The organism is Rhizobium sp. RCC_161_2 (assembly GCF_041355235.1).
Classification (GTDB): domain Bacteria; phylum Pseudomonadota; class Alphaproteobacteria; order Rhizobiales; family Rhizobiaceae; genus Rhizobium.
The window spans coordinates 863,267-888,299 of the sequence record NZ_JBFUPL010000001.1; the positions used below are offsets into that span (position 1 = coordinate 863,267).

23 protein-coding genes are annotated in these 25,033 nt (G+C 60.3%); 6 read left to right on the plus strand and 17 right to left on the minus strand.

Annotated elements, in window-relative coordinates; translation table 11 throughout:
- Positions 1-292 precede the first annotated feature (292 nt).
- Positions 293-1,714, plus strand: coding sequence for an aspartate ammonia-lyase (locus tag AB6803_RS03865; protein ID WP_371107623.1), 1,422 nt, complete (start codon positions 293-295; stop codon positions 1,712-1,714).
- Here AB6803_RS03865 and AB6803_RS03870 read toward each other — a convergent pair.
- Both AB6803_RS03870 and AB6803_RS03875 read right to left on the minus strand, forming a co-directional pair.
- A complete protein-coding gene (locus AB6803_RS03870; protein WP_371107624.1) occupies positions 1,686-2,399 on the minus strand; it encodes a FadR/GntR family transcriptional regulator in 714 nt (237 codons plus the stop codon). The genes AB6803_RS03865 and AB6803_RS03870 overlap by 29 nt on opposite strands.
- 108 nt (positions 2,400-2,507) lie before the next feature.
- Positions 2,508-3,365 carry an urea carboxylase-associated family protein gene (locus tag AB6803_RS03875; protein WP_371107625.1) on the minus strand — a complete coding sequence of 286 codons (858 nt, stop codon included), beginning with the start codon at positions 3,363-3,365 and terminating at the stop codon, positions 2,508-2,510.
- A gap of 157 nt (positions 3,366-3,522) precedes the next feature.
- Here AB6803_RS03875 and AB6803_RS03880 point away from each other — a divergent pair, with 157 nt between their 5' ends.
- Positions 3,523-4,425 carry a LysR substrate-binding domain-containing protein gene (locus AB6803_RS03880; protein WP_371107626.1) on the plus strand — a complete coding sequence of 301 codons (903 nt, stop codon included), beginning with the start codon at positions 3,523-3,525 and terminating at the stop codon, positions 4,423-4,425.
- On the opposite strand, the gene AB6803_RS03885 is transcribed toward AB6803_RS03880, so the two are convergent.
- Genes AB6803_RS03885 through AB6803_RS03895 form a run of 3 tightly spaced genes read right to left on the minus strand, consistent with a single transcriptional unit; the run spans position 4,397 to position 6,396 of the window.
- Positions 4,397-5,131, minus strand: coding sequence for an SDR family oxidoreductase (locus tag AB6803_RS03885; RefSeq protein ID WP_371107627.1), 735 nt, complete (start codon positions 5,129-5,131; stop codon positions 4,397-4,399). The genes AB6803_RS03880 and AB6803_RS03885 overlap by 29 nt on opposite strands.
- A 35-nt stretch (positions 5,132-5,166) precedes the next feature.
- A complete protein-coding gene (locus AB6803_RS03890; protein ID WP_371107628.1) occupies positions 5,167-6,009 on the minus strand; it encodes an oxidoreductase in 843 nt (280 codons plus the stop codon).
- A 57-nt stretch (positions 6,010-6,066) separates the two neighbouring features.
- On the minus strand, positions 6,067-6,396 hold the full coding sequence (locus tag AB6803_RS03895) for an Atu4866 domain-containing protein (RefSeq protein ID WP_371107629.1): 330 nt from the start codon (positions 6,394-6,396) through the stop codon (positions 6,067-6,069).
- Positions 6,397-6,417: 21 nt separating this feature from the next.
- Between AB6803_RS03895 and AB6803_RS03900 the strand changes: the two genes are divergently transcribed.
- Positions 6,418-7,323, plus strand: coding sequence for a LysR substrate-binding domain-containing protein (locus tag AB6803_RS03900; RefSeq protein ID WP_371107630.1), 906 nt, complete (start codon positions 6,418-6,420; stop codon positions 7,321-7,323).
- Between the two features lie 58 nt (positions 7,324-7,381).
- On the opposite strand, the gene AB6803_RS03905 is transcribed toward AB6803_RS03900, so the two are convergent.
- Positions 7,382-7,621 carry a hypothetical protein gene (locus AB6803_RS03905; RefSeq protein ID WP_371107631.1) on the minus strand — a complete coding sequence of 80 codons (240 nt, stop codon included), beginning with the start codon at positions 7,619-7,621 and terminating at the stop codon, positions 7,382-7,384.
- Between the two features lie 80 nt (positions 7,622-7,701).
- Positions 7,702-8,646, minus strand: a complete 945-nt coding sequence (locus AB6803_RS03910) for a LysR substrate-binding domain-containing protein (protein WP_371107632.1) — start codon at positions 8,644-8,646, stop codon at positions 7,702-7,704.
- A 126-nt stretch (positions 8,647-8,772) separates the two neighbouring features.
- On the opposite strand from AB6803_RS03910, the gene AB6803_RS03915 reads away from it, so the two are divergent.
- A complete protein-coding gene (locus AB6803_RS03915; RefSeq protein ID WP_371107633.1) occupies positions 8,773-9,666 on the plus strand; it encodes an MBL fold metallo-hydrolase in 894 nt (297 codons plus the stop codon).
- 58 nt (positions 9,667-9,724) lie between these two features.
- Here AB6803_RS03915 and AB6803_RS03920 read toward each other — a convergent pair whose 3' ends face one another.
- The 6 genes from AB6803_RS03920 to AB6803_RS03945 all read right to left on the minus strand — a co-directional run bounded on the left by AB6803_RS03920 (position 9,725) and on the right by AB6803_RS03945 (position 17,745).
- On the minus strand, positions 9,725-11,221 hold the full coding sequence (locus tag AB6803_RS03920; RefSeq protein WP_371107634.1) for an amidase: 1,497 nt from the start codon (positions 11,219-11,221) through the stop codon (positions 9,725-9,727).
- Between the two features lie 43 nt (positions 11,222-11,264).
- On the minus strand, positions 11,265-12,647 hold the full coding sequence (locus AB6803_RS03925; protein WP_371107635.1) for a M20 family metallopeptidase: 1,383 nt from the start codon (positions 12,645-12,647) through the stop codon (positions 11,265-11,267).
- A gap of 6 nt (positions 12,648-12,653) precedes the next feature.
- Positions 12,654-14,309: a dipeptide ABC transporter ATP-binding protein gene (locus tag AB6803_RS03930; protein ID WP_371107636.1), complete on the minus strand. Its 1,656-nt coding sequence runs from the start codon at positions 14,307-14,309 to the stop codon at positions 12,654-12,656.
- Positions 14,309-15,211, minus strand: a complete 903-nt coding sequence (locus AB6803_RS03935; RefSeq protein ID WP_371107637.1) for an ABC transporter permease — start codon at positions 15,209-15,211, stop codon at positions 14,309-14,311. Before AB6803_RS03935 ends, AB6803_RS03930 begins: the two co-directional genes overlap by 1 nt.
- Before the next feature lies 1 nt (position 15,212).
- Positions 15,213-16,130 (minus strand): ABC transporter permease, encoded by a 918-nt coding sequence (locus tag AB6803_RS03940; protein ID WP_371107638.1) that lies wholly within the window; start codon positions 16,128-16,130, stop codon positions 15,213-15,215.
- Between the two features lie 103 nt (positions 16,131-16,233).
- Positions 16,234-17,745 (minus strand): ABC transporter substrate-binding protein, encoded by a 1,512-nt coding sequence (locus tag AB6803_RS03945; RefSeq protein WP_371107639.1) that lies wholly within the window; start codon positions 17,743-17,745, stop codon positions 16,234-16,236.
- A 173-nt stretch (positions 17,746-17,918) separates the two neighbouring features.
- On the opposite strand from AB6803_RS03945, the gene AB6803_RS03950 reads away from it, so the two are divergent.
- A complete protein-coding gene (locus AB6803_RS03950; RefSeq protein ID WP_371107640.1) occupies positions 17,919-18,587 on the plus strand; it encodes a GntR family transcriptional regulator in 669 nt (222 codons plus the stop codon).
- A 183-nt stretch (positions 18,588-18,770) separates the two neighbouring features.
- Here the strand turns inward: AB6803_RS03950 and AB6803_RS03955 are convergent, their stop codons facing one another.
- Positions 18,771-19,784, minus strand: coding sequence for a 1-aminocyclopropane-1-carboxylate deaminase (locus AB6803_RS03955; protein ID WP_368512038.1), 1,014 nt, complete (start codon positions 19,782-19,784; stop codon positions 18,771-18,773).
- A gap of 159 nt (positions 19,785-19,943) precedes the next feature.
- Here AB6803_RS03955 and AB6803_RS03960 point away from each other — a divergent pair, with 159 nt between their 5' ends.
- Positions 19,944-20,408, plus strand: coding sequence for an Lrp/AsnC family transcriptional regulator (locus tag AB6803_RS03960; RefSeq protein WP_047458111.1), 465 nt, complete (start codon positions 19,944-19,946; stop codon positions 20,406-20,408).
- Positions 20,409-20,458: 50 nt separating this feature from the next.
- Here the strand turns inward: AB6803_RS03960 and AB6803_RS03965 are convergent, their stop codons facing one another.
- The 3 genes from AB6803_RS03965 to AB6803_RS03975 form a co-directional block, all read right to left on the minus strand.
- Positions 20,459-21,808, minus strand: coding sequence for an SLC13 family permease (locus tag AB6803_RS03965; protein ID WP_371107641.1), 1,350 nt, complete (start codon positions 21,806-21,808; stop codon positions 20,459-20,461).
- A gap of 110 nt (positions 21,809-21,918) precedes the next feature.
- A complete protein-coding gene (locus tag AB6803_RS03970) occupies positions 21,919-23,439 on the minus strand; it encodes a malonyl-CoA synthase (protein WP_371107642.1) in 1,521 nt (506 codons plus the stop codon).
- Positions 23,440-23,462: 23 nt separating this feature from the next.
- Positions 23,463-24,857, minus strand: coding sequence for a malonyl-CoA decarboxylase (locus tag AB6803_RS03975; protein WP_371107643.1), 1,395 nt, complete (start codon positions 24,855-24,857; stop codon positions 23,463-23,465).
- Positions 24,858-25,033: the final 176 nt, after the last annotated feature.

The window sequence follows — 25,033 nt, forward strand, 5'->3', positions numbered from 1 at the left end:
CCTCCCAATGAATTCGTTTTCAGTTGGTTGCCTCACCCTGCGTCGGGAACCCAAGCGCATCCGACTTAACCCGTTCGCCGCCCAATGGCTGCGGAGACAGACCAACAATTTCAAGACAGCCCTGTAAAGCTGCATGACAGATTTTATTTCCTCATAATCTTATAGAAAGTCTGCCGTCAAGTGGCATCTGACCTTATTGACCGCGGTTCGTCGATTGGTTACGGTCTAAATATCTGTCAGACAGCTTGACAGATATTAGCGTCGTCTCGAGCCATTGGAGGATAATGTGGTCATGACTCGCAGGGAGCACGATCTGCTGGGAACCAAGGAAATTCCGGCAGATGTCTATTGGGGTGTGCATACCGCAAGGGCGGTGGAGAACTTCCAGGTCACCGGCATGACGATCGGGCGCAATCCCTATCTCGTCCGGGGTCTGACCTTCGTGAAAGAGGCCGCGGCAATCGCGAACCACGAACTCGGGCTACTCGATCGGGTGCGGATGGACGCAATCGTCCGGGCCTGCCGCGAGATCCGCGCCGGTGCACTTCACGACCAGTTCGTCGTGGACGAAATCCAGGGCGGGGCCGGCACCTCGACGAACATGAACGCGAACGAGGTCATCGCCAATCGTGCCCTCGAACTGCTCGGCCATAGCAAGGGCGACTATGCCCATCTTCACCCGAACGACCACGTCAACCTTAGCCAGTCGACCAACGACGCTTACCCCACAGCAATCAACATCGCGCTGATCGAGGCGATCGAGGACCTCGCGGCTTCCATGACCGTGCTGAAGACCGCTTTCGACCGCAAGGCGCAGGAATTCGCCCGGCTCATCAAAATGGGGCGGACGCAGTTGCAGGATGCTGTTCCGATGACGCTCGGACAGGAATTCCGGACCTTCGTCGTGATGCTTGGCGAGGACAAGGCTCGCCTTCTCGAGTCCGCCGCGCTGTTGCACGAGATCAATCTCGGCGCCACCGCCATCGGCACGGGGCTGAATGCCCCTCGCGGATATGCGGCGTTGGCATGCGAGCATCTGTCGCGACTGACGGGACGCCCGCTCGTCACGGCGGAGGACCTGATCGAGGCGACGCAGGATCCAGGCGCCTTCGTGCATTTGTCAGGGGTGCTGAAGCGTGTAGCGGTCAAACTGTCGAAGACCTGCAACGACCTTCGCCTGCTCTCCTCCGGTCCACGCGCCGGCATTGGCGAGATCACCCTGCCCGCCGTGCAGGCGGGATCGAGCATCATGCCCGGGAAGATCAACCCGGTTATCCCCGAGATGGTCAATCAAGTGGCCTATGCCGTGATCGGCAACGACATCACCATCACCATGGCCGCCGAAGCCGGCCAGCTCCAGCTCAACGCCTTTGAACCAATCATGGTGCGCGCACTCTCCCAGAGCATCAGCCAGCTGAGCGCTGCCTGCCGCATCCTGGCGGAACGCTGCGTCGATGGCATCCAGGCCAATCCTGCTATCATGGCCGCACGGGTGGAGGAGTCGATCGGTCTTGCCACCGCGCTCAATCCGCTGATCGGCTACTACGCCGCCACAGAAGTCGCGCAGGAAGCGCTCGCCAGCGGCCGCACGGTGCCAGAGGTCGTCCTCGCACGCGGACACCTGACCGTCGAACAACTGCAAAAGGCGCTCAGCCCCGAGCACCTCGCCAACATGCCCGCTATCGTCAACGCTGAGCCTGATCTTCTCCAATGATGGTGGTCACCACCTGCTTCACCTGACCGAGGTGAAGCTCCATTGCCTCTCGTGCCTCCTGCCCTGAGCCCGCCTCGATCGCTTCAACGATCCGGCGGTGCTCAAGGTTAGATGCCGCACGCCGGCCGGCCATCATGTTTACCATCTCTGATTGCAGGGATAGGGCCTCGCGGGCATCGGCCACGATCTTCGCAAACAGTGCGTTGCCCGATGCCTCGGCGATCAAGCCATGAAACTGCGAGTCAAGCAGCACCCATGGATGCGGCTCCTCTTCCCTTTCCATCTTGTCGCACAGCTCCAGCAAAGCGGCCAGCTGATGCTCCGTGCGGCGCAGCGCCGCCCAGCCGGCGGCAGGAACCTCGATGAACGGGCGGGCCTCGATCAGATCGCGCGCCGAGTAGGCGCCATAGTTGAGTTCCGGACTCGGGATCGCGGTCACGATATAGGTACCGCTGCCGGTGCGGGTTTGCGTCAGCCCGAGCGTTTGAAGGGAACGCAGCGCCTCGCGGATGATGGGCCGGCTCACGCCATACCTCTCCGCCAGTTGAGCCTCCGATGGCAGCCGAGTGCCGACGGTCAGCTGTCCCGAGCCGATGGCCGAACGCAGATCGTCAAAGACCGCCTCGGCGGCGTTCTTCCGACTGATCGGCCTTGTCTCGGATAACCAGTCAGCCAATTCGCTCATACTCCCGTTTGATAGACACTCGGATCTGTCAAACAGCTAAGCTGAATCTCGGCGGGCATCAAGCGCAGACACGCGAGAGTTGCCTTTTGAGCCCAGATTTGCGGAGGCCTACCGGTGCGTTCGCGGATAAGGATTGCGCTCCGGGAAGCTCCAGCCGGCGATGATCTCGGGGTCGGCCTGCCACACGTCCACCTTCAGCGGATAGCATGCAGCCTCGTCGCTCGAATGACCGGTGCCGCAATCACCGCCGGGGCATGCGGAGAGAGCACCCAGAAGATCGATCTCGGCGAAGAACTCGATGAAATCGCCTGGCCGCACGGGGCTGGCCTTCATGAAATACTGGTGGGTATCGCGCGTGAAGCCGGTGCACATGAAGACATTCAGCACATCATGCACATGAGCTTCTGCCTCCTGAACGGATATGTTCCGTTCCTCGGCAAGCGCCCGCGTCAGGTTCGAATGGCAGCAGTGATGATAGTCGTTCCCCTTCAGCAGCCGGTTGGTATAGGGGTCGCAGCGGGTGCCGATGACGTCATGGACGCCGGCGCCGTCATCATCCCAGCCATACCAGCCGAGCGTATCATGCGTGATCGTCGCCATCGGCCGCAGAGACGGCAGGCTGCTCCACAATCGATCGCCGACGCCGACATGCGTGGCATGCAAGGCGCGTGTCTTGCCGCTGAAGAATCGTTCGGAGAGGTCATTCGCATTCCAGAGATTGAGATCGCCGACCTGCGAGCCTTCTACACTGACGATGCGGAAAAAATGTCCCCGGGGAACGTGAAAGCTGCGCGCCTCCCTCGGCGGGACGATCGTCTCGCTCACCTTCGTCAGCTTCTGCCGCGCTCTATTCAAAAGACCAAGATCCGCAGCCGGAAGCGTCTCGACCGGATAGACCACGACCGGCGGCTTGCTGCGACGGTCGTTTGCGTCGGAAGGGATCAGCGGCATGGATGAACTTTGCATTACGATCACTATCCCTTATATGCTTGCGTGATGATAGCCTAGCGCTTGCCGAACGCCTGTCAGAAGCACCATATTCGGCGGCACTCTAGCGAAATAGCACCGCCAAACAACACAGTTTGTTCTTGTCCTTTGACCAAGCCTGACTTAGTCATTACCCATGAAAAATCTTCCCCTCTCATCCCTGCGCGCCTTCGAGGCAGCCGCGCGTCACGAGAGTTTCGTCAAGGCCGCCGCCGAAATCAATCTGACGGCCGCCGGCGTCAGCCAGCATGTGCGAACGGTGGAAAACTGGTTGAACGTCCCGCTCTTCGTGCGGCAGACCCGTGGTGTCGCGCTCACCGCTGCCGGGCGCGAGTTCGGGGCGGCGGTGACGCATGGGCTCGGACACATCGAAATCGCCGCCCGGCAATTGCGGCTCGAAATCCACAGCCGCCCGATCAGCATTGCCTGCATCGCATCAATGGCAACGCGATGGCTCATTCCGCAATTGCCGAGGTTTAGGGCGGCCTATCCGGACCTTCGCATCCACATCGTCTATGCGCTGGAAGCGAAGACGCCGGAAGCAGCCGGCGTCGATCTGTTGATACGCCATGGACTCCGGCCCGGCCCAAGCGCGATCGAGCTTCTAAGCGCCGAAACGCGCCCGACCTGTTCGGCGGAACTTCGCGCCCGTCACGGCAAGCTTGAAACAGCTCACGATCTGGCCAGCGCCGAACTCCTTCATGACGAAACCACTGATGCCTGGGCGCGCTGGTTCGCCATCGCCGGCCTTCGCGACACACCCAGGGCCGGCCCGCTCTTCGCCGATTTCAACCTGATGATCGGATCGGTCATCGGCGGCCAGGGTGTCGGCCTTTGTCCGACTGCGCTGATTGCCGATGAACTGGCGCAAGGATCGCTGGTAACGCTGTCCAACATGGCCTCGGATACGGACAAAGCCTATTGGCTCATCGAGGCGAAGAGCCTTTCCCATGAGGCCGCGATATTTCGAGACTGGTTGTCGGCGCAAGCCGCGAACGCTCCATCCACTGCTAGTGTGGACTGGCGGTCGGTCGAATGATGATCTCGCTGACATCGACATCTTCGGGCTGGCTGAGTGCGTAAAGGATTGAATTCGCCACGGCTTCCGAGCTGATGGCGGTTGCTCGCCAGATTCGCATCGCCTCTCGCGCACTGTCGTCGCTGATGGTGTCGGCAAGTTCCGACGTGGTGACACCGGGCGAGATGATGGTGACGCGGATGCGATCCTCCTCCTGGCGAAGGCCTTCAGAGATTGCCCGAACTGCAAACTTCGTGGCGCAATAGACAGCGGCTGTAGGCGAGACGCTGTGTCCGCCGATCGACGAGACGTTGACGATGTGGCCCGTGCCTTGCGCCTTCATGATCGGCAGGGCAGCGGCAATTCCGTAAAGCACCCCTTTGATATTCACATCCACCATCCGGTCCCATTCGTCGACCTTCAGTGCCTCCATCGGCGATAGCGGCATGACGCCCGCATTGTTGACGATGGCGTCGAGCCGACCGAACTCAGCGATGGCTTGGTTCGCGAAGGCCCTAACGTCTTCTACAGATGTCACATCAAGCCGCCGCGTCCGGACCAAACCGCCAGCCGCGCTGATCTCATCCGCCAGTTCTTCGAGCCGATCCTCGCGGCGCGCACCGATGACGACGCAGGCTCCTGCCGTAGCCAAAACCCGCGCGGTTGCTGCGCCGATGCCACTGCTCGCACCCGTTACAGCGACCACTTTTCCTTTAATGTTGGACATGTTTACTCCGTGCATATTTCGAAGATGAATAGTCGTCAGGCGGGGAAATCGGCGCTGAGCGTGGTGTCCGCCCAGGCGTCGAAATTGGCCCTGAGAGCGTCGAGGCGTTCGCGCGCGATCCTCAACGCAGGCGCGCCGAGCAGCAGCCGCAGCGGCGGCTCTTTTGCCTCATAGGCGGTAATGATCGCGGCTGCGGCGCGGGCGGGGTCGCCCGGCTGGTTACCGGAGACGGCGCGGGTCGCTTGCCGACGTTTACCGGCCGTTTCCGCGTAATCGTCGATCACAGTCCGGGATTCGATCATCGAGCGGCCCGCCCAGTCGGTACGGAAGGCGCCTGGCTCGACGATGGTCAGCTTGATCCCGAGCGGGGCAACCTCATGGGAGAGCGATTCCGACAAGGCTTCGACCGCAAACTTCGTAGCGTGGTAGTAGCCGGTGGCTGCGAAGGCGACGAGGCCACCGAGCGACGATATGTTGAAGATATGACCGTGGCGTCGAGCTCGCATGCCCGGCAAGATTCTCTTCGTAACGGCAACCAGACCAAAGACATTCGTCTCGAACTGGTCGCGGACCTCCCGATCGTCGCCTTCCTCAATCGCAGCGAGATACCCGTAGCCCGCATTGTTGACGAGGACATCGATCGCTCCAAAATGTCCTTGCGCGGCCGCAACAGCTTCATCGATTGAGGCCTTGTCGGTCACGTCGAGCTGCAGCACCAGCGCGCGGTCGCCATGGCGCGAGGCAAGTTCCGCCAACGCCTCGGTGTTGCGCGCCGTAATGGCCGCGCGCCAACCGCGTTCGAGAACAGCTTCGGCCAAAGCGCGGCCGAGTCCGGAAGAAGCGCCTGTGATGAACCAGGCTGGATTTGTCGTTGTCATGTCTCATCCTTTCGGCCGGAAACCGGCCTATCTCTTTCAGTGTGGCAAGATCCGGCGTCACTGACGACGAAGGGTCATGCCGGCATGATGGAGGGTATTGTCGTCAACGAAGTCGCCGTCGGCGGTAAATCCGGTGTCGTCCCAATAGTCGATATGGGTGCCGGCAATCTCATATCGCCCGCGATAGGCACTCCGGCGATTTCCGCGTGCCTCGTCGTAACGGCCGCCAACTAGAAGTTCATGTCGGATATGGCCGTCATCGGTAATCCACATGCCGACATAGGGATGGTCTGCCATGTCTTTCTCCTTCGTATCCTGTGCGTCGTTGAGCGATGCTTGGAACATAAGAGAATGCTTTGGCGTGATCGAGTTGCCAATTGCAGACAAGCTGGTTAGATTTACTAACCAATGACTGACGACTTTGAAGGTATTTCTGTATTCCTGGCGATCGCGGAAGCACGCAATTTTCGCGTGGCTGGCGAACGCCTTGGCGTGACCCGATCGGCGATCAGCCAATCGCTGCAGCGACTTGAGGACAGAATTGGAGCAGCCCTTGTTCAAAGGACGACCCGTAGCGTCCGCCTCACCGAGGCCGGGGAGCTGTTCCATGATCTCGTCCGCCCGTCAGCCGATCAGGTGTCTCACGCCATCCAGGCAATCCGAGAAGTGCAGGCGCGACCGAGCGGCCTTCTGAGGATCGCCACATCGTCGATCGCCGAGCGTTTCATATCGGGGTCGTTGCTCGCAGGCTTTCTCGAAGCCTACCCGAACGTCAAACTCGATATCACCGTCACCGATGACGAATTCGACATTGTTGCGGCCGGATTTGACGCCGGTGTCCGACTTGGGGAGGTGATCGCGCAGGATATGATCGCCGTGCCTGTCTCAGCGCCACAGCGACAATGCGCCGTGGCATCGCCAGCCTATCTTGAGCGCCGTGGGGCGCCTCGACACCCGCGCGAACTCGTCGAACATATCTGCATCAGCTGGCGTCCGAGACCGGATGCCGCCCCCTATCGCTGGGAGTTCACGGAAGGAGGACGGGATTACGATGTCGCCGTCAATCCAGCGCTCACGACCAACGACATGGGAATGATGATCCGCATGGCCCGCGCCGGCGCCGGCCTCACCTTCGGCATGATCGAGACGTTCGAGCCCTATTTTGCACGTAACGAACTCGTGCCCTTGTTGGAAGACTATTGCCCTGCCTTCGCAGGCTTCTACCTTTACTATCCAAAGAGGCATCGGCAGCCGCTCAAACTGCGCGCGCTTGTGGAGCACGTCCGCACATTCGAAAGTCGGACTGCGGATTAGTAACCTCCGTATCAACTGCCCACACAAGCGGCCGACCCGATCTCCCAAAATAGCTGTCTCAGAAGCCCGGTTGATCGGCAAGCTTCGGCGCCTTTTCCAAAGCCGACAGATCAACCTTCGGGACACCGAATTCGGTGTCCCCGGCAAGAATTTCCTCGATCGCGGCCGCGACCTGCAAGACGCCGGCGTCATCATGGCGCCGGCCGACGATCTGCAGGCCGAAGGGCATGCCGAACGTGTCGCGGCCAACCGGAATGGTGATCGAGGGACGGCCGGCAAGGGTCGAGGCATAGGCCATGGCAAGCCAGGAACGTTGGAGTACCTGACGGCACGGAGCTTGTATCCTGCCAGCGATTTCTGCTCACTCGCTTGGGATATTCAAACAGCGTCTGCAGCCAAATCATAACCGGCCATCGTTTGGGCCGCTCTCCGGCGTTCGGCGGCCTTTAGCATATCCACGAAGGCACGAACTCTGGCGGGACGAAACCGCGCCGGCGGAAAGACGGCGTGGATGCCGCCGGCAGGCAGGCTCCAGTCGGGTAGTATGCGAACCAGCCTTCCCGCCTCGATGTCCTTCGCCGCCATGTAGTCCGGGAACACCGAGACCCCTACCCCGGCAAGAACGCAGGCATAGGCCGCCGGTGTCTTGTCGGCGGTCACCGGGCAATTGACGTCGATTGTGACCGTCTCCCGCTCGGCATGCGAAAAAACCCAGCGAAGCGGGTTTCGCAATGCCGCGTTGGCGACCCATGGCAGATTGGTCGCATCGGCCGGTGATGACATGGAAGGCATCGCGCCGATCAGGGAGGGCGCGGCGACGAGATATTGATCAAAAGTGCCAAGACGCCGCGCCTGATTGCTGGAATCCGCAAGCCAGCCAACGCGAATGGCGAGGTCTACCTGACCGGCAGCCAAGTCCATGACATCGTCATCGAAGATGACGTTGACCTGCATCTGGGGAAAACGCCGGCGATAGGCCGCGATTGTCGGCGCCACGACGGCTGCGCCATAATCGAGCGATGCGGTCAGCGTCAGCATGCCCGAAGGCTCGCTCGCCTTTTGCGACATCTCGGCGTAAGCCGCCTCCGCCTCGCGCAGAATGATGACACAGCGACCATAGAAAAGACGGCCTTCATCCGTCGCGTGAAGTCGCCGCGTAGTGCGGGTCAGCAGCGTGACGCCCAATTCCTGCTCCAGCCGCGCGACCTGATGGCTGACGACAGCCTTTGCCACACCAAGCCGTTCGGCCGCCAGCGTAAAGGAACCAGTGTCGACAACCGTTGTGTAGAAGATCAGCCGGTTCAGATTGAGAAGATCGCTCACGGTGCTTTGTCAAATTAAATCATACAGTCTGTATGATTGATCGATATTTATCTCCTAATCAATGACTGTGATAGAATTTCCTCAATCTTTGGCTGCCTCGCACTCCACCAGATCGGGAAAATTGACATGATCACACGACGCAACACCTTCAAGCTTGCAATCGCTGCCGGCCTGGTTGTCTCTCCGCTCACCCTGGCGCTTGCCGCGAACGGCAAGCTCGAATGGACATATTTTCAGGCGGGTGAAACGGGCTTTCGCCGCACGCCGGTCCTCCTGACGGGCAAAAAGAACGCCATCCTGCTCGACGGCGGCTTTACGCTCTCCGACGGACACGCCGTTGCGGATGCCATCAAGGCTACGGGCAAGCGGTTGACGACCATTTTCGTTAGCTGCAACGATCCCGATTACTACTTCGGCCTCCGACCCATCGTAGAGGCCTTCCCCAAGGCGAAGGTCATCGCCAAGCCGGTCACCGTCGAGGCGATCAAGGCCAACGTTCAGGCCAAACTGGATGTCTGGGGGCCTCAACTCAAGGAAAACGGCCCGCAGAAACTGGCCGACGTCGTCATTCCCGAACCGTCCGACGTGACCTCTCTCGATCTCGAAGGGGCTCGCATCGAGATTGTCGAAGTGCCTGGAATGCACGACCGGCGCTACATCTGGGTCCCATCGCTCAAAGCCGTCTTCGGCGGCGTTCTCATCAGCTCCGGCATCCACGTCTGGGTCGCCGACACGGCAACACCGGAGCTGCGTGCCACATGGATCAAGGCGCTCGATACGATCATTGCGCGTAAACCGAAGATCGTCATTCCCGGCCATCAGGCAGAGGGAGCCGAACAGGGGATCGCGGCAATCACCTTCACGCGCGACTATCTTCTCGCCTTCGAGGAGGAAATGGGACGAACGAAGGACAGCGCCGAACTGATCGCTGCAATGACCAAGCGCTATCCCGACCTCAAGGATGTCGGCTCACTCCAGCTCGGCGCCAAGGTCGCCAAGGGCGAGATGAAGTGGGGTTGACTATCGTTGGCCCGCTTCTCGATCATTCTTTCCTGACGCTGACGGGGAAGTTGCCGATCTAGAAGCCCATGAAGCCCGGTTGCTTGGCGAGCGCCGGGGCCTTTTCCAACGCGGTCAAATCAACCTTCGGGACACCGAATTCGGTGTCCCCGGCGAGAATTTCCTCGATCGCGGCCGCCACCTGCAAGACGCCGGCGTCATCATGGCGCCGGCCGACGATCTGCAGGCCGAAGGGCATGCCGAACGTGTCGCGGCCCACCGGAATGGTGATCGACGGATGGCCGGCAAGGGTCGAGGCATAGGCCATGGCGAGCCAGTGGTAGTAGCTTTTGGTCGGCTTGCCGTCGATCTCTTCCGGATAGAGTTCGTGCCAGTCGCGCGGGCTGATCGTTACCGCCGGGCAAAGCACGTAATCATGGGTCTCGAAGAACGTCTGCCAATCGTGATAGAAGCGACCCTGCTTGACGAGCGCATCGGCGATGTCGAGCGGACCATAGCTCAGGCCCTCTTCGACATTGGCGCGGACGAGAGCGCCGACCTTATCCGGATGGGACAGCATCAGCTTGTGATGCGTGCCCAAGAACATCACGCCGCGCAGGACCGAAAAGATGCGGTCCGCATCTGCGCAATCGGGATGTGTTTCCTCCATGATGCCGAGATGGCTCGACAGCCGCTTGGTCACTCGTCGGAAGCCATCGCGAATAACCCGTTCAGTCGGCGCAAAGCCAAAATCCTCGGTGACGGCAATGCGCAAGGAAGCGAGGTCCGGGCGACGACCGGCTCCAAACCGGTCCGTCTGCCAGGCGGTCTTTCCATCGATGACGACCGTATAGGGATCGAGCCTGTCCGGCCGTGCCAATGCGGACAGCATCAGCGCCACGTCGGCGACATCGCGGCCCATCGGCCCGCTCGTCGGCAGAGACATCAGCGCCATGGCGCGCGTGTCGCCGGGCACGACGCCCGGCGAGGGGCGAAAGCCGACGACACCGCAAAAAGCTGCGGGATTGCGAAGGCTGCCACCCGTATCCGATCCGGTCGCCAGCGGCGCCATTCGCGACGCGAGGAGCACAGCCGAGCCGCCGGAAGAGCCGGCAGAACTCTTCGTCGTGTCATGCGGATTGGCGGTGGCGCCATAGACCGCGTTGCGGGTATTGCCGCCGGCGCTCCATTCCGGATTGTTGGTCTTGCCGAACGGGATTGCCCCTGCCCCGCGCATGGCAGCCACGATTGCATCGTCCTTGACTGCGATATTGTCGCGATAGATTTCCGAACCGAAGGTGGTCGGCAGGCCGGCAACGTCGATCATGTCCTTGACGCCGAAAGGCAGGCCATGCAGCGGTCCGAGCGCCTCGTTGCGCGACACCTTCTCTTCGGCCAGTCTCGCCTCATCCAGAACCCTGTCGAAATTATAGGCCACCAGAGCGTTCACCGCCGGGTTGAGCCTCTCGACCCGCTCGATACAGGCCTCCGCCAGTTCAACTGGCGACAGGCTCTTGCGTCCGATCAACCGGCGCGCCTCGAGCGCACCGAGATCCGCGGGGTTGGATTTGCTCATGGCGACACCTTTCTGAAGGATAGGATGGAGTATCCGCAAGCTATCAGGCGTTTGCCTTCAGGCTGGCTGCATTTTCGGCGACATCGAGGAACAGAGCCGTCATCACCTGCATGCCTTCACGCGCGATCGGGATCAGAGCGTGCTCGTTCGGTCCATGCTGGCCACACTCGGCATGCGAATGAGGAATCCAGATCGTTGGCAGCCCGAGAATATCGGTGAAGGCATCATTCGGCAGCGACCCGGCGAGATTGGGCAGGACATGCGGACGACGACCGGCGCTGCGCGTCAGGGACTCTTCGATAAATCGCACCCACGGATGGTCCGGTGAAAAGCGCGTCGCCTGGAATGCCTCACCGCGCGCGGCGCGCACCTCGACCATCGGAAAGCCATTGGCGTCGAGATGGCGACGCAGAGCTGGGATGATATTGTTGATGTCCGTGCCGACCACGAAGCGCAGCTGACAGGTGGCCCGCGCCGAACCCGATATGGCGTTCTGCGGCGCATCGATATTGCCGGAGGACAGGGCGAGAACGGCGAAGGAGTTCCAGCCGAAGACCCGTTCGCTCGGCGTCAGATCGCTCTCGCCCCAATCGGCATCATGCCGGCGCGGCGGCAGGTCGCGCAGCACGGCGCGGATATCGGGCGTGAGGCTCGTCGGTCGCCATTCGGCAATCTTGATCTGGCCGCGCGCATCGGTGATCGTCGCGATTGCCTGGGCGAGAATAATAGCCGGATCGGCAAGCAGGCCGCCGAAATTGCCGGAATGATGATCTCCGTCGCGCAGGTTGACGATGAGATTGATGGACATGCCGCCACGCGATCCCATGAACATGGTCGGCGTGTCCACCGCCAGACGCGGACCGTCGGAGGCGATCAGGACATCCGCCGAAAGGCGTTCTCGGTTGGCTTTGAAGAATTCTCGAAGGCCGAAGGAGCCGGTTTCCTCGGCCATCTCCAGAATGATCTTCGCGTTGAAACCGAGACGACCGTTCTTGCGGATCAGCAGTTCAAGCGCTTTGATGTTGATGAGATGCTGGATCTTGTTATCGGCCGTGCCGCGGCCATAGAGCTTGTCGTCTTCGCGGGTGAGCCTGAACGGCTCAAGGCCCTCGCGCCAGCGGTGCGCTTCGCCATTGCAGACATCGCCATGGCCATAGACCAGCACGGTCGGCAAGTCCTCTCCCTCGATGCGGTCGGCGATCAGGAGCGGCGCTCCTCCCTCTCGCGGATTATCGAAGATCTCGACAGAAAAACCCATGGAGAGCAGCAGCGGCTGCATCTCCTTCTCCAGATAGGCCTGAAGCTCCTCCCACCGGCCCTCGGACTGGCTGACGGAGCGTCGTGCCACAAGCCTCGCGAGGTCCACCTCGAGGCCGCCGCTGTCGACATAATCGCGGGCGGCCTCGATCACTTGCACTCTGTCCATAACTGCCTACCTCGTTGCGTCGGCAGCGGGCAACGCTGCCATATTGGGCGCTTCCCAGCCGCGGCCGGGCATGGCGGCGAGCAGTTGGCGCGTATAGGAATGTTGGGGATTTCCGAAGATGTCGTCGACGGCGCCATACTCGACCACCTCCCCTTTCGACATGACAAGAATATGGTCCGAAATCTCGGCGGCAACCCTAAGATCATGGGTGATGAAAATCACCGTCAGGCCGACGCTTTTCCTGATGTCGTCGAGGAGTTTCAGCACATCCTTCTGCACTGAAACGTCGAGGGCCGAGACCGCCTCGTCCGCGATCAGGATCTTCGGCTCGACCATGAGCGCGCGAGCAATCGAGATGCGCTGGCGCTGCCCTCCGGAAAACTGCACCGGATAACGGTCAAGAACATCCTCCTCAAGGCGGACGATCCGCATCAATTCCCGCGCCTTTTCCATCGCCTGCTTGCGCGGCACGCCGAAATTGACCGGCCCCTCGACCAGGAGATCGCCGATAGTCCGGCGCGGATTGAGCGAGCCGTAGGGATCCTGGAAGACGATCTGGATATGCTTGCGGAAATTCCGCCGTCCGTCCGCGGTTCTCGTGTCCAGCCGGTCATTGCCGATCCAGATGGAACCCTCATCCGGCTCGACCAGGCCCATCAAACAGCGCACGAGCGTCGTCTTGCCGGAACCCGATTCCCCTACGATGCCGAGCGTCTGACCTTCGAGCACGGTGAAATCCGTCGGTTTAACGGCTTGAACCTTGCGGGCCGGCTTGAAGAGTGTGCGGGCGGTCGAGAAGGTCTTCTCGATGCCGGCGACGCGCAACGCGATCGGCGCGGACATCTCTGGCTCTCCCTTGCCGCCATGCCGCTTCGGCACGGCATCGATCAGCATGCGCGTATAGGGATGGCGAGGGTTGTTGAGCACCTGTTCGACTGGTCCCTGCTCCACCACCACGCCCTTCTGCATCACCACGACGCGGTCGGCGATCTCAGCCACCACATCAAAATCATGGGTGACGAACAGGATGCCGGCCCTGCGGCTTTCCTTCAGCGCCTTGAACATGTCGAGGATCTGCGCCTGCGTCGTCACGTCGAGTGCCGTGGTCGGCTCGTCGGCGATCAGCAGGCGTGGCTCCATGGCAAGCGCGATGGCGATAACGATCCGCTGACGCTGGCCGCCGGACAATTGATGCGGATAGGCATGGTAGAGCCGCTCCGGTTCGGGAAGCCGCACCTCCTTGAGGAGCGCCATCGTGCGTGAGCGCCGCTCGGCCTTCGAGAGGGCAGTGTGAGCCTTGAAGACCTCCTCGATCTGATCGCCGACCGTGTAGCACGGATTGAGCGCGCTCATCGGCTCCTGGAAGATCATGCCCATGCGGTTGCCGCGCAGGCCGGAATGTTCGGCCTCGGAGAGCTTGAGCACATCACGCCCCTCGAACAGGATCTCGCCGGCGGAACGCTTCAGCACCTTCGGCAGGAGACCCATCGCGGCAAAGGAGGTGATCGATTTGCCGGAGCCGGACTCCCCGACGATGCAGAGGATTTCCTTCTCGCGGATCTCGAGCGACAGATTGCTGACGGCGTGTGGACGATCGCCTCCCCTTGGGAGATCGATGGTCAGGTTGCGGATCGAAAGGACGGGTTCGGCAACGTTCATCATCAGTTTCTGCCCTCCGGCGCGGTGATGTCGCGAATGCCGTCACCCAGCATGTTAATCGCAAAGACCAGGACGAACAGAGCGATGCCTGGGATGGTGATCAGCCAGCTCTCGAACAGCAGCATCTCCTTGCCCTCGGAAATCATCAGGCCCCAGGACGGGGTCGGCGGCTGCACGCCAAGGCCAAGGAAGGACAGAGCAGCCTCCAGAATGATCGCATGCGCCATTTCCAGCGTGACGATGACGATCAGTGCGTTCATGACGTTCGGCAACACATCCTTGAAGAGGATGCGCGGCAGGCTTGCGCCGAGTACTTCCGCCGCCGCAATATAATCCGTCTGGCGCACCTGCATGGTGGCGCTTCGCAGCACCACCGCGAACCGATCCCAAAGTAGCAGGCCCAATATCGAGACTACGACCGTCAGCGAACCGCCGAAAAGCGCAACGACAGCGAGAGACACCAGCGTTGCCGGCAGGGCCAGCCGCACCGAAACGATGAACATCACGACCGCATCCACCTTGCCGCCGAAATAGCCGCCGAGAATGCCGAGCGTGGTGCCGATCACAGCGGAGATCATCGCCGCGGTAAAGCCGATCATCAGAGAGACGCGGGCGCCGTAGATCAGTCGCGAGAGGTAATCCCGGCCAAGCGCGTCCGTTCCGAGCACATGCTTCCAGTCGCCGCCGAGGAAGACCGGCGGCACGAGGCGTGCCAGCAGATCCTGCTTGTAGGGATTATGCGGCGCGATCAGCGGCGCAAAAAGCGCGATCAGGGCGATCAACAGCAGGATGAAAAATCCCGCCATGAAACCCCGATGCTTCAACGCCCTGCGCATGACGGCCCGGGATGGCGCCGGCGTGGCTACGGGCTGGATGACGATTGCGGTTTGGGACATGTCGTTCATCTCAGGCGGCCCTCAAACGGGGATCGAGCCACGCGTTCAAAACGTCGGCCAGAAAGGTGAAGGCAATGTAGAATATCGCAAAGATCAGGATCAGCGCCTGCATGGTCGGCAGATCGTTGCGCGAGATCGATTCCCAGGCAAGAAAGCCGGCGCCGTGCAGCGCGAAGATCGTTTCCACCACGACAGAGCCACTGAACATAAAGCCCAGTTGCACAGCGCTAAGGCTGACGACCGGAATGATGGCATTGCGCAAAGCGTGCTTGAACAGCACCTTCCTTGGCGTCAGGCCCTTGGCACGGGCGGTGCGAATATAGTCGGACGACAGGACTTCCAGCATGCCGGCGCGGGTGAGCCGCATGATGGCGGGCGTCGCGTAATAGCCAAGAACGATCGTGGGCAGAATATAGCCCGTCCAGCTCCCGGTTCCGGACGCCGGCACCAGGCCGAGATTGACGGAGAAGATAACGATGAGGATCAGGCCGAACCAGAAGCTCGGGATTGCCTGTCCAACCACGGCGATACCGAGTGCCAGCCGGTCGATGATGGTATTCGGAAAGGCGGCGGCGAGGACACCCATCGGGATCGCCAATAGCAAAGCGAAGCTCATGCCGAGAAAGCCGATAATCATGGTCACCGGCAGCCTATCGGCAATCATTCCCGAAACCGGCTGCTTGAAATAGTAGCTCATGCCGAAATCGCCGGAGAGCGCCCGCATCAGCCACTCGACATATTGAAGCATCAATGGCTGATCGAAGCCGTATTGGCTGCGGATTGCGGCGATCACCTCCGCCGGAGCACCTTCGCCAGCAATCGCGATGGCCGGATCGCCAGCCATAAACAGAAGAATGAAGCTGATGAAAGACACAGTCAGCGCCACCAGCGCCGCCATACCGAGTTTGGTCAAGACAAATTTCAGCATCGTGTACCCTTAAACGGGAGGCGCGACCGGGCTAGTCGCTCCTGTCACTCTGAAACACGTCGTTCGGCGCACCCCTGGATGCGCCGAACGACGGATGCACATGTCATTTCCAGCCGATCTCGTTGAAACGGACCAGTTCATCGGGCGTGGGCGTGAAAGAGACGTCCTTGCTCATGATGTAGTTGGTCGAATAGTTCCAAAGCGGCACCCAATAGGCCTTGTCGGCAATCGTCGAGAGCGCCTGTTTGTAGAGCGTCTTGCGCTCAGTCGGATCGACGGAAGAATCGGCTTTCTCCAGAAGATCCGACAGGCTCTTGTCGCGCGCATCGTCTTCGCCGCCCATGGTGAAGAACTCGCTGGTGATGGCCGAGGCATCGGCGATCGAGTTGGAGCCCCATGTCAGAAAGGACATGGGCACGCCTTCCTTGATGCGCTTTTCGCGCAGCGCCGCATATTGCAGATATTTGAGATTTGCCTTGATACCGACCTCGGCCAGCATGCCGATCATGGCTTCCGCCAGCGGACGATCCCGGTATGCATAGAAATCAGTCTCGAAGCCATTGGGATAGCCGGCCTCCGCCAAAAGCGCCTTGGCCTTGTCCGGATCGTAGGAATAGGAAGCAACATCGGTGGCGCAGCCGAACTGGCTGGGCGAGCAGGCGCTGTTGATCACCTCCGTCGTACCCTTCATCAGCGCCTTGACGATGCCGTCGCGGTTGATCGCGTGGTAGACCGCCTCGCGGACCCGCACGTCCGTCATCGGATTTTTTGCGCCGCTGCGGCCAGCCGCATCGAGCGACAGATAACCGACGCGCATCGTCGGCGCGTTAAGGACCTGGAAATTGCCGCGACCGGCCATCTTGTCGGCCTGATCAGACGGCACCTGCCAGACGAGATCGATCGTCCCGTTGAAAAGCTCGGCCATCTGCGTGTTGATGTCGGGGATGGTGCGGATATCGATCGTTTCGACCTTGGCCTTCGGCTTGGCGGCAGCGAAATAGTCGTCGTTGCGCTTCAGCACATAATGCTTGCCGGGCTCGACGCTCACGACCTTGTATGGGCCGGTTCCGATCGGCTTGGTTGCCACTCCGGCCGGCCCGACTGCGGCGTAATATTCATGCGGATGGATGATCACCGGCCCGGCGAGATATTCGAGCGCTGCCGGAAAAGGCCCGTTGGTGATGATGCGGACCTTGAACTGATCGATCTTTTCAGCCCGCTTGATCCAGCTGGTCGCCACTGTGTTCTTGGCGCCATTCTTGGGATCGACCATATAGTTCAGCGTGAAAACCACATCGTCCGCATCGAAGGACGCGCCATTGTGGAACTTGACCCCTTGGCGCAGCGTCAATTCCAGGGTCGTCGAATCCACCCACGACCAGCTGGTCGCGAGATTGCCGACATATTGGCCCGATTTCGGATCGCGATAAAGAAGCCCGTCCCAGACAGCATTTCCAAGCAGGACGCCCTCGCGCGCCGTGTTGAAATAAGGATCGATATGCTCGAGCTCCTTCGAAAAGGCAATCGAAATGGTGTCATCCGCTTTCCCGGCATTGGCAACCGGCGCCAGCAGGAGCGGCAAAAGCAGGGCGGCGGCAATAGCAGCTAGTCTCATTGAAGTCCCCTTTATTGCCCATAATATGAGCATTTTTATTTGATGCCTATACTATACCCAGTTCCCATTTTCTGTATACAAAAATTAAAGATTGAACGCATAATTTCTATTTTGCGTACAACGCGTTGTTATCGTAGGCTTTAGGCAGCACAACTTCGGCAGGAGAGATCATCGTGGCTCAAAACAGACCGCCCGCATCGGATGCGCTCTACGAACGCATCGAGACCCTGATTGCCGAAGGGGTTTTCAAGGATGGAGAACGCCTGGACGAGGTGCGCCTCGCCGGCGATTTCGGCGTTTCGCGCACGCCGCTTCGCGAGGCCTTGCGCCTGCTCTCGTCGACCGGGCTGGTAGAACTCATCCCGAACCGTGGCGCCTTCGTGCGGCAGCCGAGTTTCACGCGCCTTGTCGAGATGTTCGAAGTGATGGCGGAAGTCGAGGCCTGGTGCGCGCGGCTTGCCGCCGGCCGCATCACCAAGGCGCAGGTATTGCTGTTGCGTCAGACGGCATCCGCCTGCGAAGCTGCCTTGCAGGTACAGGACTATCATCGCTACTACGCCGAGAATGCCGCGTTTCACAATATGATCTACGAGGCCTCTGGAAATGGTTTTCTGGCTGAAGAAGCGCGCAACCTTCAAAGGCGCCTGAAGCCATTTCGCAGAGCCCAGCTTTCTTTTGGCGATCGGCTTTCCCAATCGATGAGCGAACACCGTGAGATCCTGACCGCCCTCGAGGCCGGTAATGTCTCGTGCGCCGAAACAGTGATGCGCGAGCATATTCGGGTGCAAAGCAGCACCTACGAGGAATACCGCCTGTCGATGACCGAGCGTTCCGCCTCGTAAATAAACGGGAACCAACGCCGGGAAAGCAGCAGCCCTGAGATCACCGCCCTCTCGCGAGGCCAAGAGTCGTTCTGACGATGCTCGTTCTGTTGATCCCATGATGCCCATACGGGTCCTGAACCATCCTAGCCCGGTTGCGTGATCCGGCCGGCATCTTCCCGGCCAGATCACATGTCTTAAAACTCAGCCGTTGCGGAACGTGTAGGCGTAGCCGTTGATCGCCGGGGCACCACCGAGATGGGCGTAGAGAACCTTCGATCCCTCCGGGAAATAACCCTTCTTCACGAGGTCGATCATGCCCTGCATGGATTTGCCTTCGTAAACCGGGTCGGTGATCATCCCTTCCAGCCGCGCGCAAAGCCGGATGGCCTCCTTGGTCTCGTCCGACGGCACGCCATAGACCGGATAGGCATAGTCCTCGATCAAGACGATATCGTCCGACGAGAGTTCGCGGCCGAGTTCGACCAACTCGGCGGTGCGCCGCGCAATTTCCAGCACCTGCGCCTTGGTCTGCGCAGGCGTGAAGGAGGCATCGATGCCAATGACCTGGCGCTCGCGACCGTCCTTGGCAAAGCCGACGGTCATGCCGGCATGGGTGGAGCCCGTTACCGTGCAGACGACGATATAATCGAACTTGAAACCGAGTTCCTCCTCCTGGGCACGAACCTCCTCGGCAAAGCCGACATAGCCAAGCCCGCCATATTTGTGCACCGAGGCACCGGCCGGGATAGGATAGGGCTTGCCGCCCTTGGCCTTGACGTCTTCGATCGCGTCTTCCCAGCTCTGCCGAATACCGATGTCGAAGCCTTCATCGACCATCTGCACATCCGCGCCCATGATGCGGCTCAAGAGAATATTGCCGACGCGGTCATAGACGGCATCTTCATGCGGCACCCAGCTTTCCTGCACGAGCCGGCACTTGAAGCCGATCTTGGCGGCGACAGCGGCAATCATGCGGGTATGGTTGGACTGGACTCCGCCAATCGACACCAGCGTATCCGCGTTCGAGGCTATCGCATCGGGAATGATATATTCCAGCTTGCGCAGCTTGTTGCCCCCGAATGCCAGCCCGGAATTGCAGTCTTCCCGCTTGGCATAGAGCTGTACCTTGCCGCCGAGATGTTCGGAAAGCCGCTCCAGCTTCTCGATGTGGGTCGGACCGAATGTGAGCGGATAGCGCTCGAATTTCTCCAGCATGAATTCCCCTTCAGCTTGTCTTGATACGGGGAAGACGCTAGCATCCCTTCAATGAAAGGTGCTCTCAAAGATGGGCTTCATATTTCTTATTTTCGATGTGAAATGTGAAATATGAAATTACTTCATCCAAAATATTCATAGTTTTCGAAAGATTCTTTCATGGCCAGTGAATTGGACCGTATCGACCTGAAAATGCTCCGTCTGCTCCAAAAAAATGGCAGGCTCAGCAATGCCGAACTGGCGCAATTGGTCGATGTCAGTCCGGCGACCTGCCATCGCCGCACCCAGCGTCTGTTCGAGGAAGGCTACATCAAGACCGTGCGAGCGATGATAGAGCCGCAGAAGGTCGGGCGCGGCGCGCTTGTCATGGTCGGCGTGGTGCTCGACCGGTCGACGCCCGAGAGCTTCGGCGCATTCGAAAAGGCCGTTGCCAAGCTGAGCTTCGTACTCGACTGCAATCTCGTTGCCGGCGATTTCGATTATTTCCTGAAGATCCGCGTCGGTGACATGGCGGATTTCAACCGCATTCACGGCACGCAATTGATCGCCCTGCCCGGCGTCCGCCAGACCCGCACCTTCTTCGTCATGAAGGAAGTCGTCGACAATGCATTGCTGGAGTTCTAGCTGGCCGCGCATCGCACGCGACCAGCAGGCACCTCAGAAAGCCCCTCGCCTCACACGAGGCCCGGCACAATCAGGACAAGCCAGGCGACGATCGGGCCGATAATGGCGATCAGGGCGCTGTAGATCAGCAAGGTTTTCAGCACACTCTCCCGCTCGCTCTCCTGCGCATTGGCGACGACCAGCGCACCATTGGTCGAGAACGGGCTGGTATCGACGATGGTGGTCGAGATCGCAATGGCCGCGACAACGCCGACAGCGCTGATATGCCCCTGCAACAGGAAAGGTACAGCAAGCGGGATGATCGCGCCAAGGAGAGCGGTCGAGGAGGCGAAAGCAGAGACGATTGCGCCCGTGAAGCACAGAAGCAATGCCACCAACAGCGGCATCCCCAGGCTGGATATGCCATGCGCGACATAGTCGATCGTACCGATCTTCTCCATGACGCCGACATAGGTAATGATGCCGGCGATGAGGAGCACGGTCGACCAGCTGACCTTGTCGATCGCCGCCTTCTGGGTCTTCGGCGACAAGAGAGCAAGCACAACGGCGACGGTGATCGCCACCAGGCCGACATTGAATTTGAAGACGAGCGCGCCGAGCGCGAGCGCGGTAAGACCGACCAGCGTCGTCAGCCGCTCCGCCGTCAAGCCGGCAAGTGCCGTCTCCTCTTTTGTTTCCACCTCAAAGACGTGATGGCTGATGGGCGCTGCGCGCGTGCCACCATGGCCGACGATGGCTCGCGTGACACCTTGAGGATGCAAGTCCGGCAAGGGACCGGGCGCCGCCGGCTGCTTGCGCAGCACCGTCGGGCCACCGAAGATGAAGAAGACCAGGACCGCAATGGCCAGGTTGAAGAAGAAGCTCGACAGGAACAGCGATGTCGGCGCGAAAGGCAGCCCTGCCTTCTGTACGATCTGGTTGGTGATGCCGCCATAGACGCTGATCGGCGAGAAGCCGCCCGCCTGCGCGCCATGGATCACCATCAATCCCATCATCACAGGGCTGATGCGATATTGGAATGCAAACCCAAGCGCCACCGGCGCCAGGATGGCAACGGCTGCCGGGCCAAGCGCGCCAAAGCCGGTGATGATCGCGGCGACGAGGAACATGACCCACGGAATCCAGGCAACATGTCCGCGCACCAGCTTGACCGCGCCCTCGATCAGCCAATCGATGGTACCGTTGATCTGCGCGATGGCAAACAGATAGGTAACGCCGACCAGCGTCAGGAATAGGTCGCTCGGAAAACCCGCGAAGATATCGGCGGCCTTCATGCTCATGACGAGAGACCCGATCAGGAAGGCGCAGGCAAAGGCGAGCGCACCCATATTGATCGGCTGGATCGTGGCAATGACGAACATGCCGGCAAGCAGCAAGATCGACAGAATCTGGATATTCATAGCTTCCTCCCTTCGGCAACCTCCTCAGGTGCCGGTCCCCATTTTGATGAATGCATGATCAACTCCGCGCCGGTGCTACTCCCAAGCACCGAGGCGGGGGCAAGCGCCTCTCAGGAGGCCTTCTCGTAAAGATCCTTGAATTGGTCGCGCAGCAGGTTCTTCTGGACCTTGCCCATCGTGTTGCGCGGCAACTCCTCGGTGAAGATGACCCGCTTCGGCTGCTTGTAGCGCGCAAGGCGATCCTGCAGCGCCGCAAGCACCGCCTTTTCGTCCAGTATCACACCGCGCTGAAGCACCACGACCGCCGTCACCCCCTCGCCGAAATCCGGATGGGCAACACCGATCACCGCGCTTTCGACAACGCCGTCGAGCTGGTCGATCTCGTTCTCGACCTCTTTCGGATAGATGTTGTAGCCGCCGGAAATCACGAGGTCCTTGCCGCGACCGACGATATGGACATAGCCGTCCTCGTCGATCTTGCCGAGGTCGCCGCTGATGAAATAGCCGTCCTCAGTGAATTCGGCCGCCGTCTTTTCCGGCATGCGCCAATAGGCCTTGAAGACATTCGGCCCCTTGATCTCGATCATACCGGTCTCGCTAGGCGACAGCGTCGCGCCTGTGGCCGGATCGGTAATCCTCACCGTGACACCCGGCAGCGGGAAGCCGACCGTTCCGGCCCTGCGTTCGCCATCATAGGGATTGGAGGTGTTCATATTGGTCTCAGTCATGCCGTAGCGTTCGAGAATGGCATGACCGGTACGCTGCTGGAATGAGATATGTGTTTCCGTCAAAAGCGGCGCCGAGCCAGAGATAAACAGCCGCATGTTGGCGACAGTATCCCGGTCCAATCCTTCATGCTGAAGCAATCTGACATAGAATGTTGGCACGCCCATCATCAGCGTTGCCTTCGGCATCAGCGACAGGATCTCGCCCGGCTCGAACTTCGGCAGCAGGAACATCGATGCGCCGGCAACCAGCGTGACATTGGTCGCGACGAAGAGGCCGTGCGTGTGGAAGATCGGCAATGCGTGGATCAGCCGGTCGGCTGCGGTGACGCGCCAGTATTCGCGCAGCGCAAGTGCATTGGAGAGCAGATTGTCATGCGTGAGCATGGCGCCCTTGGAGCGACCGGTGGTGCCGGATGTGTAGAGGATCGCCGCGAGATCATCAGGAGCACGGGCGGCATCGATGAAGTCGGCGGGCTCCTCCCAGGCGAGATCCGTCAGCGATCCCACGCCATCCGCATCCAGCGTCTCGACGATCGCGCCATAGCGCTGCGCGAGTTTCTCGACCTCGGCGCGAGCCTTCGGCGAGACGACGACGAGTCGTGGCTCGGCATCGCCAATGAAATAGTCGAGTTCGGCAAGTGTGTAGGCTGTGTTCAGCGGCAGATACACTGCCCCGCAGCGCACGCAGGCGAGATAGAGCATCAGGGCCGTCGGGCTCTTTTCCACCTGAACCGCGACACGGTCACCGGGCCGGACACCGAGTGCATCGATGGCGCTGGCAAGCTGTCCCGAAATGCGCAGCGCATCCCCGTAGGTCCAGCGCTCGCCGCTGGCGGTCTCGATGAAAATGGCATCGTCGGACGTTGCGGACGCCCTGATGGCGTCGAACAGATGATTGCCCATAACTCCCCTCCTAAATCTGCTGCTCAGGTCTTTTGCATTTCGCCATGGCGTCGGCGGATCGGGTTACCGAGACCAGCCTCAAAGGCACCTGTCTCGGCCAGTTTCTTCACCTCCGGAGAGGCCGCGACCTCGCCGTGTTGCGCCAGGGCTTCGTGGTTTTTCTCGATATCATCCAGCTTGTAAAGATAGTTGACCATCAGTCCATGAGACTGGCGCATCGCCTTCTGGGACCGGTCGGCGAGAAAATTCAGCCGCTCCAGGCGGGCTCCGTTGCCGAGATGAAAACGGGCAACTGGATCGATCGGCCGTTTGCCATTGCCTTGTTCCTTGACGAAATAGCGTGCCGCCAGTGGCAAGAGCACAGCCTTGACGGCTTGCGATTGCTCGGGGTCATCCGCCCAGTCCGGCTCATCGAGCAGGGCCAAGGTTTCCAGCGCCTGCTCACTGAGCCCAGCATTCTCAGCCTTGCGCAACCGTGCCAGCCAGCCGGCGAAGCCCGGAACGGGCGACAATGTCACAAAGGTCTTCAGCCCCGGCAGATCTCGACGTAGATCTTCCACGACCTGCTTGATCAGGAAATTGCCGAACGAGATGCCGCGCAGCCCCTCTTGGCAATTGGAAATGGAATAAAAGACCGCCGTCGTCGCGTTCTGGGCGGCGATCGGAGACCGGCTTTCATCCAGAACATCCGTGATGGCGGCTGGGATCGCCGTGGTTAGCGCCACCTCGACGAAGATCAGCGGATCGTCGGCGAGACGTGGGTGGAAGAAGGCGAAGCAGCGGCGGTCTGGCGGAACCAGCCTTCGCCGCAATTCATCCCAGCCGGCAATCTCGTGCACGGCCTCGTATCTGATGATCCTCTCCAGAATATCAGCCGGCGAGGACCAGTCGATCGGCCGCAGTGTCAGGAAGCCGCGATTGAACCAGGAGCCGAAGAGATGGGCGAAATCGGCGTCAACAGCTCGAAACTGCTCCGTTGCGTCCTTCATGCCCAGCAGGCGCTCTCGCATCTCCACCAGTTTGGCTGTGCCCTTGGGCGCAAGGTTGAGCCTGCGCACCAGCTCCTGCCGGCGCGGCTCGGCGGCCTCGTGTAGTTCGATGAGCGTGTTCGAATTCTTGTCGCTGCGATAGCGGTCGATCGCCTTGTCCAGTTTGGCGACATCGGGACCGAACTGCTCATGCAGCATCAGCATGAAATCTCGCTGGCCGGCCGCGTCAAGCTGAGCCCAGCGCTGAAGGACTTCGGCGGCCAAGGCCATGCCCGAGGCTTCACCCCGGCTCGACAGAAGCATGTTGCACAGGGTTTCGAGCGTCGTCTCTGCTTGAACCGGCTCGGCGCGGGTGCCCACCGCGAGCAGCCTACGGCCGCGATCCGTGATGCTTTGCATCATGTCGCTGAAGAAGGAGATGCCTGCCATGTCAGTATCCTCCTGGCGAAGCGGGATTGGGGTGGAAACAGCCCTCCCAAGCGTTTCCAGTCCGTCATGATGGCGCCGATAGGCCGCGCTCATTTGTGTGCGACATATCTGTTGTGGTATCGTTCTTAAGTTATCTTGTGCGCAAAGTAAACAATCTTGCATACAAGAATTTAATT

Bases quoted from the DNA above. Each gene is read 5' to 3' on its own strand.
- AB6803_RS03865 (WP_371107623.1), top strand. From the start codon at position 293: ATGACTCGCAGGGAGCACGATCTGCTGGGAACCAAGGAAATTCCGGCA.
- AB6803_RS03870 (WP_371107624.1), bottom strand. From the start codon at position 2,399: ATGAGCGAATTGGCTGACTGGTTATCCGAGACAAGGCCGATCAGTCGG.
- AB6803_RS03875 (WP_371107625.1), bottom strand. From the start codon at position 3,365: ATGCAAAGTTCATCCATGCCGCTGATCCCTTCCGACGCAAACGACCGT.
- AB6803_RS03880 (WP_371107626.1), top strand. From the start codon at position 3,523: ATGAAAAATCTTCCCCTCTCATCCCTGCGCGCCTTCGAGGCAGCCGCG.
- AB6803_RS03885 (WP_371107627.1), bottom strand. From the start codon at position 5,131: ATGTCCAACATTAAAGGAAAAGTGGTCGCTGTAACGGGTGCGAGCAGT.
- AB6803_RS03890 (WP_371107628.1), bottom strand. From the start codon at position 6,009: ATGACAACGACAAATCCAGCCTGGTTCATCACAGGCGCTTCTTCCGGA.
- AB6803_RS03900 (WP_371107630.1), top strand. From the start codon at position 6,418: ATGACTGACGACTTTGAAGGTATTTCTGTATTCCTGGCGATCGCGGAA.
- AB6803_RS03905 (WP_371107631.1), bottom strand. From the start codon at position 7,621: ATGGCCTATGCCTCGACCCTTGCCGGCCGTCCCTCGATCACCATTCCG.
- AB6803_RS03915 (WP_371107633.1), top strand. From the start codon at position 8,773: ATGATCACACGACGCAACACCTTCAAGCTTGCAATCGCTGCCGGCCTG.
- AB6803_RS03920 (WP_371107634.1), bottom strand. From the start codon at position 11,221: ATGAGCAAATCCAACCCCGCGGATCTCGGTGCGCTCGAGGCGCGCCGG.
- AB6803_RS03925 (WP_371107635.1), bottom strand. From the start codon at position 12,647: ATGGACAGAGTGCAAGTGATCGAGGCCGCCCGCGATTATGTCGACAGC.
- AB6803_RS03930 (WP_371107636.1), bottom strand. From the start codon at position 14,309: ATGATGAACGTTGCCGAACCCGTCCTTTCGATCCGCAACCTGACCATC.
- AB6803_RS03935 (WP_371107637.1), bottom strand. From the start codon at position 15,211: ATGAACGACATGTCCCAAACCGCAATCGTCATCCAGCCCGTAGCCACG.
- AB6803_RS03940 (WP_371107638.1), bottom strand. From the start codon at position 16,130: ATGCTGAAATTTGTCTTGACCAAACTCGGTATGGCGGCGCTGGTGGCG.
- AB6803_RS03945 (WP_371107639.1), bottom strand. From the start codon at position 17,745: ATGAGACTAGCTGCTATTGCCGCCGCCCTGCTTTTGCCGCTCCTGCTG.
- AB6803_RS03955 (WP_368512038.1), bottom strand. From the start codon at position 19,784: ATGCTGGAGAAATTCGAGCGCTATCCGCTCACATTCGGTCCGACCCAC.
- AB6803_RS03960 (WP_047458111.1), top strand. From the start codon at position 19,944: ATGGCCAGTGAATTGGACCGTATCGACCTGAAAATGCTCCGTCTGCTC.
- AB6803_RS03965 (WP_371107641.1), bottom strand. From the start codon at position 21,808: ATGAATATCCAGATTCTGTCGATCTTGCTGCTTGCCGGCATGTTCGTC.
- AB6803_RS03970 (WP_371107642.1), bottom strand. From the start codon at position 23,439: ATGGGCAATCATCTGTTCGACGCCATCAGGGCGTCCGCAACGTCCGAC.
- AB6803_RS03975 (WP_371107643.1), bottom strand. From the start codon at position 24,857: ATGGCAGGCATCTCCTTCTTCAGCGACATGATGCAAAGCATCACGGAT.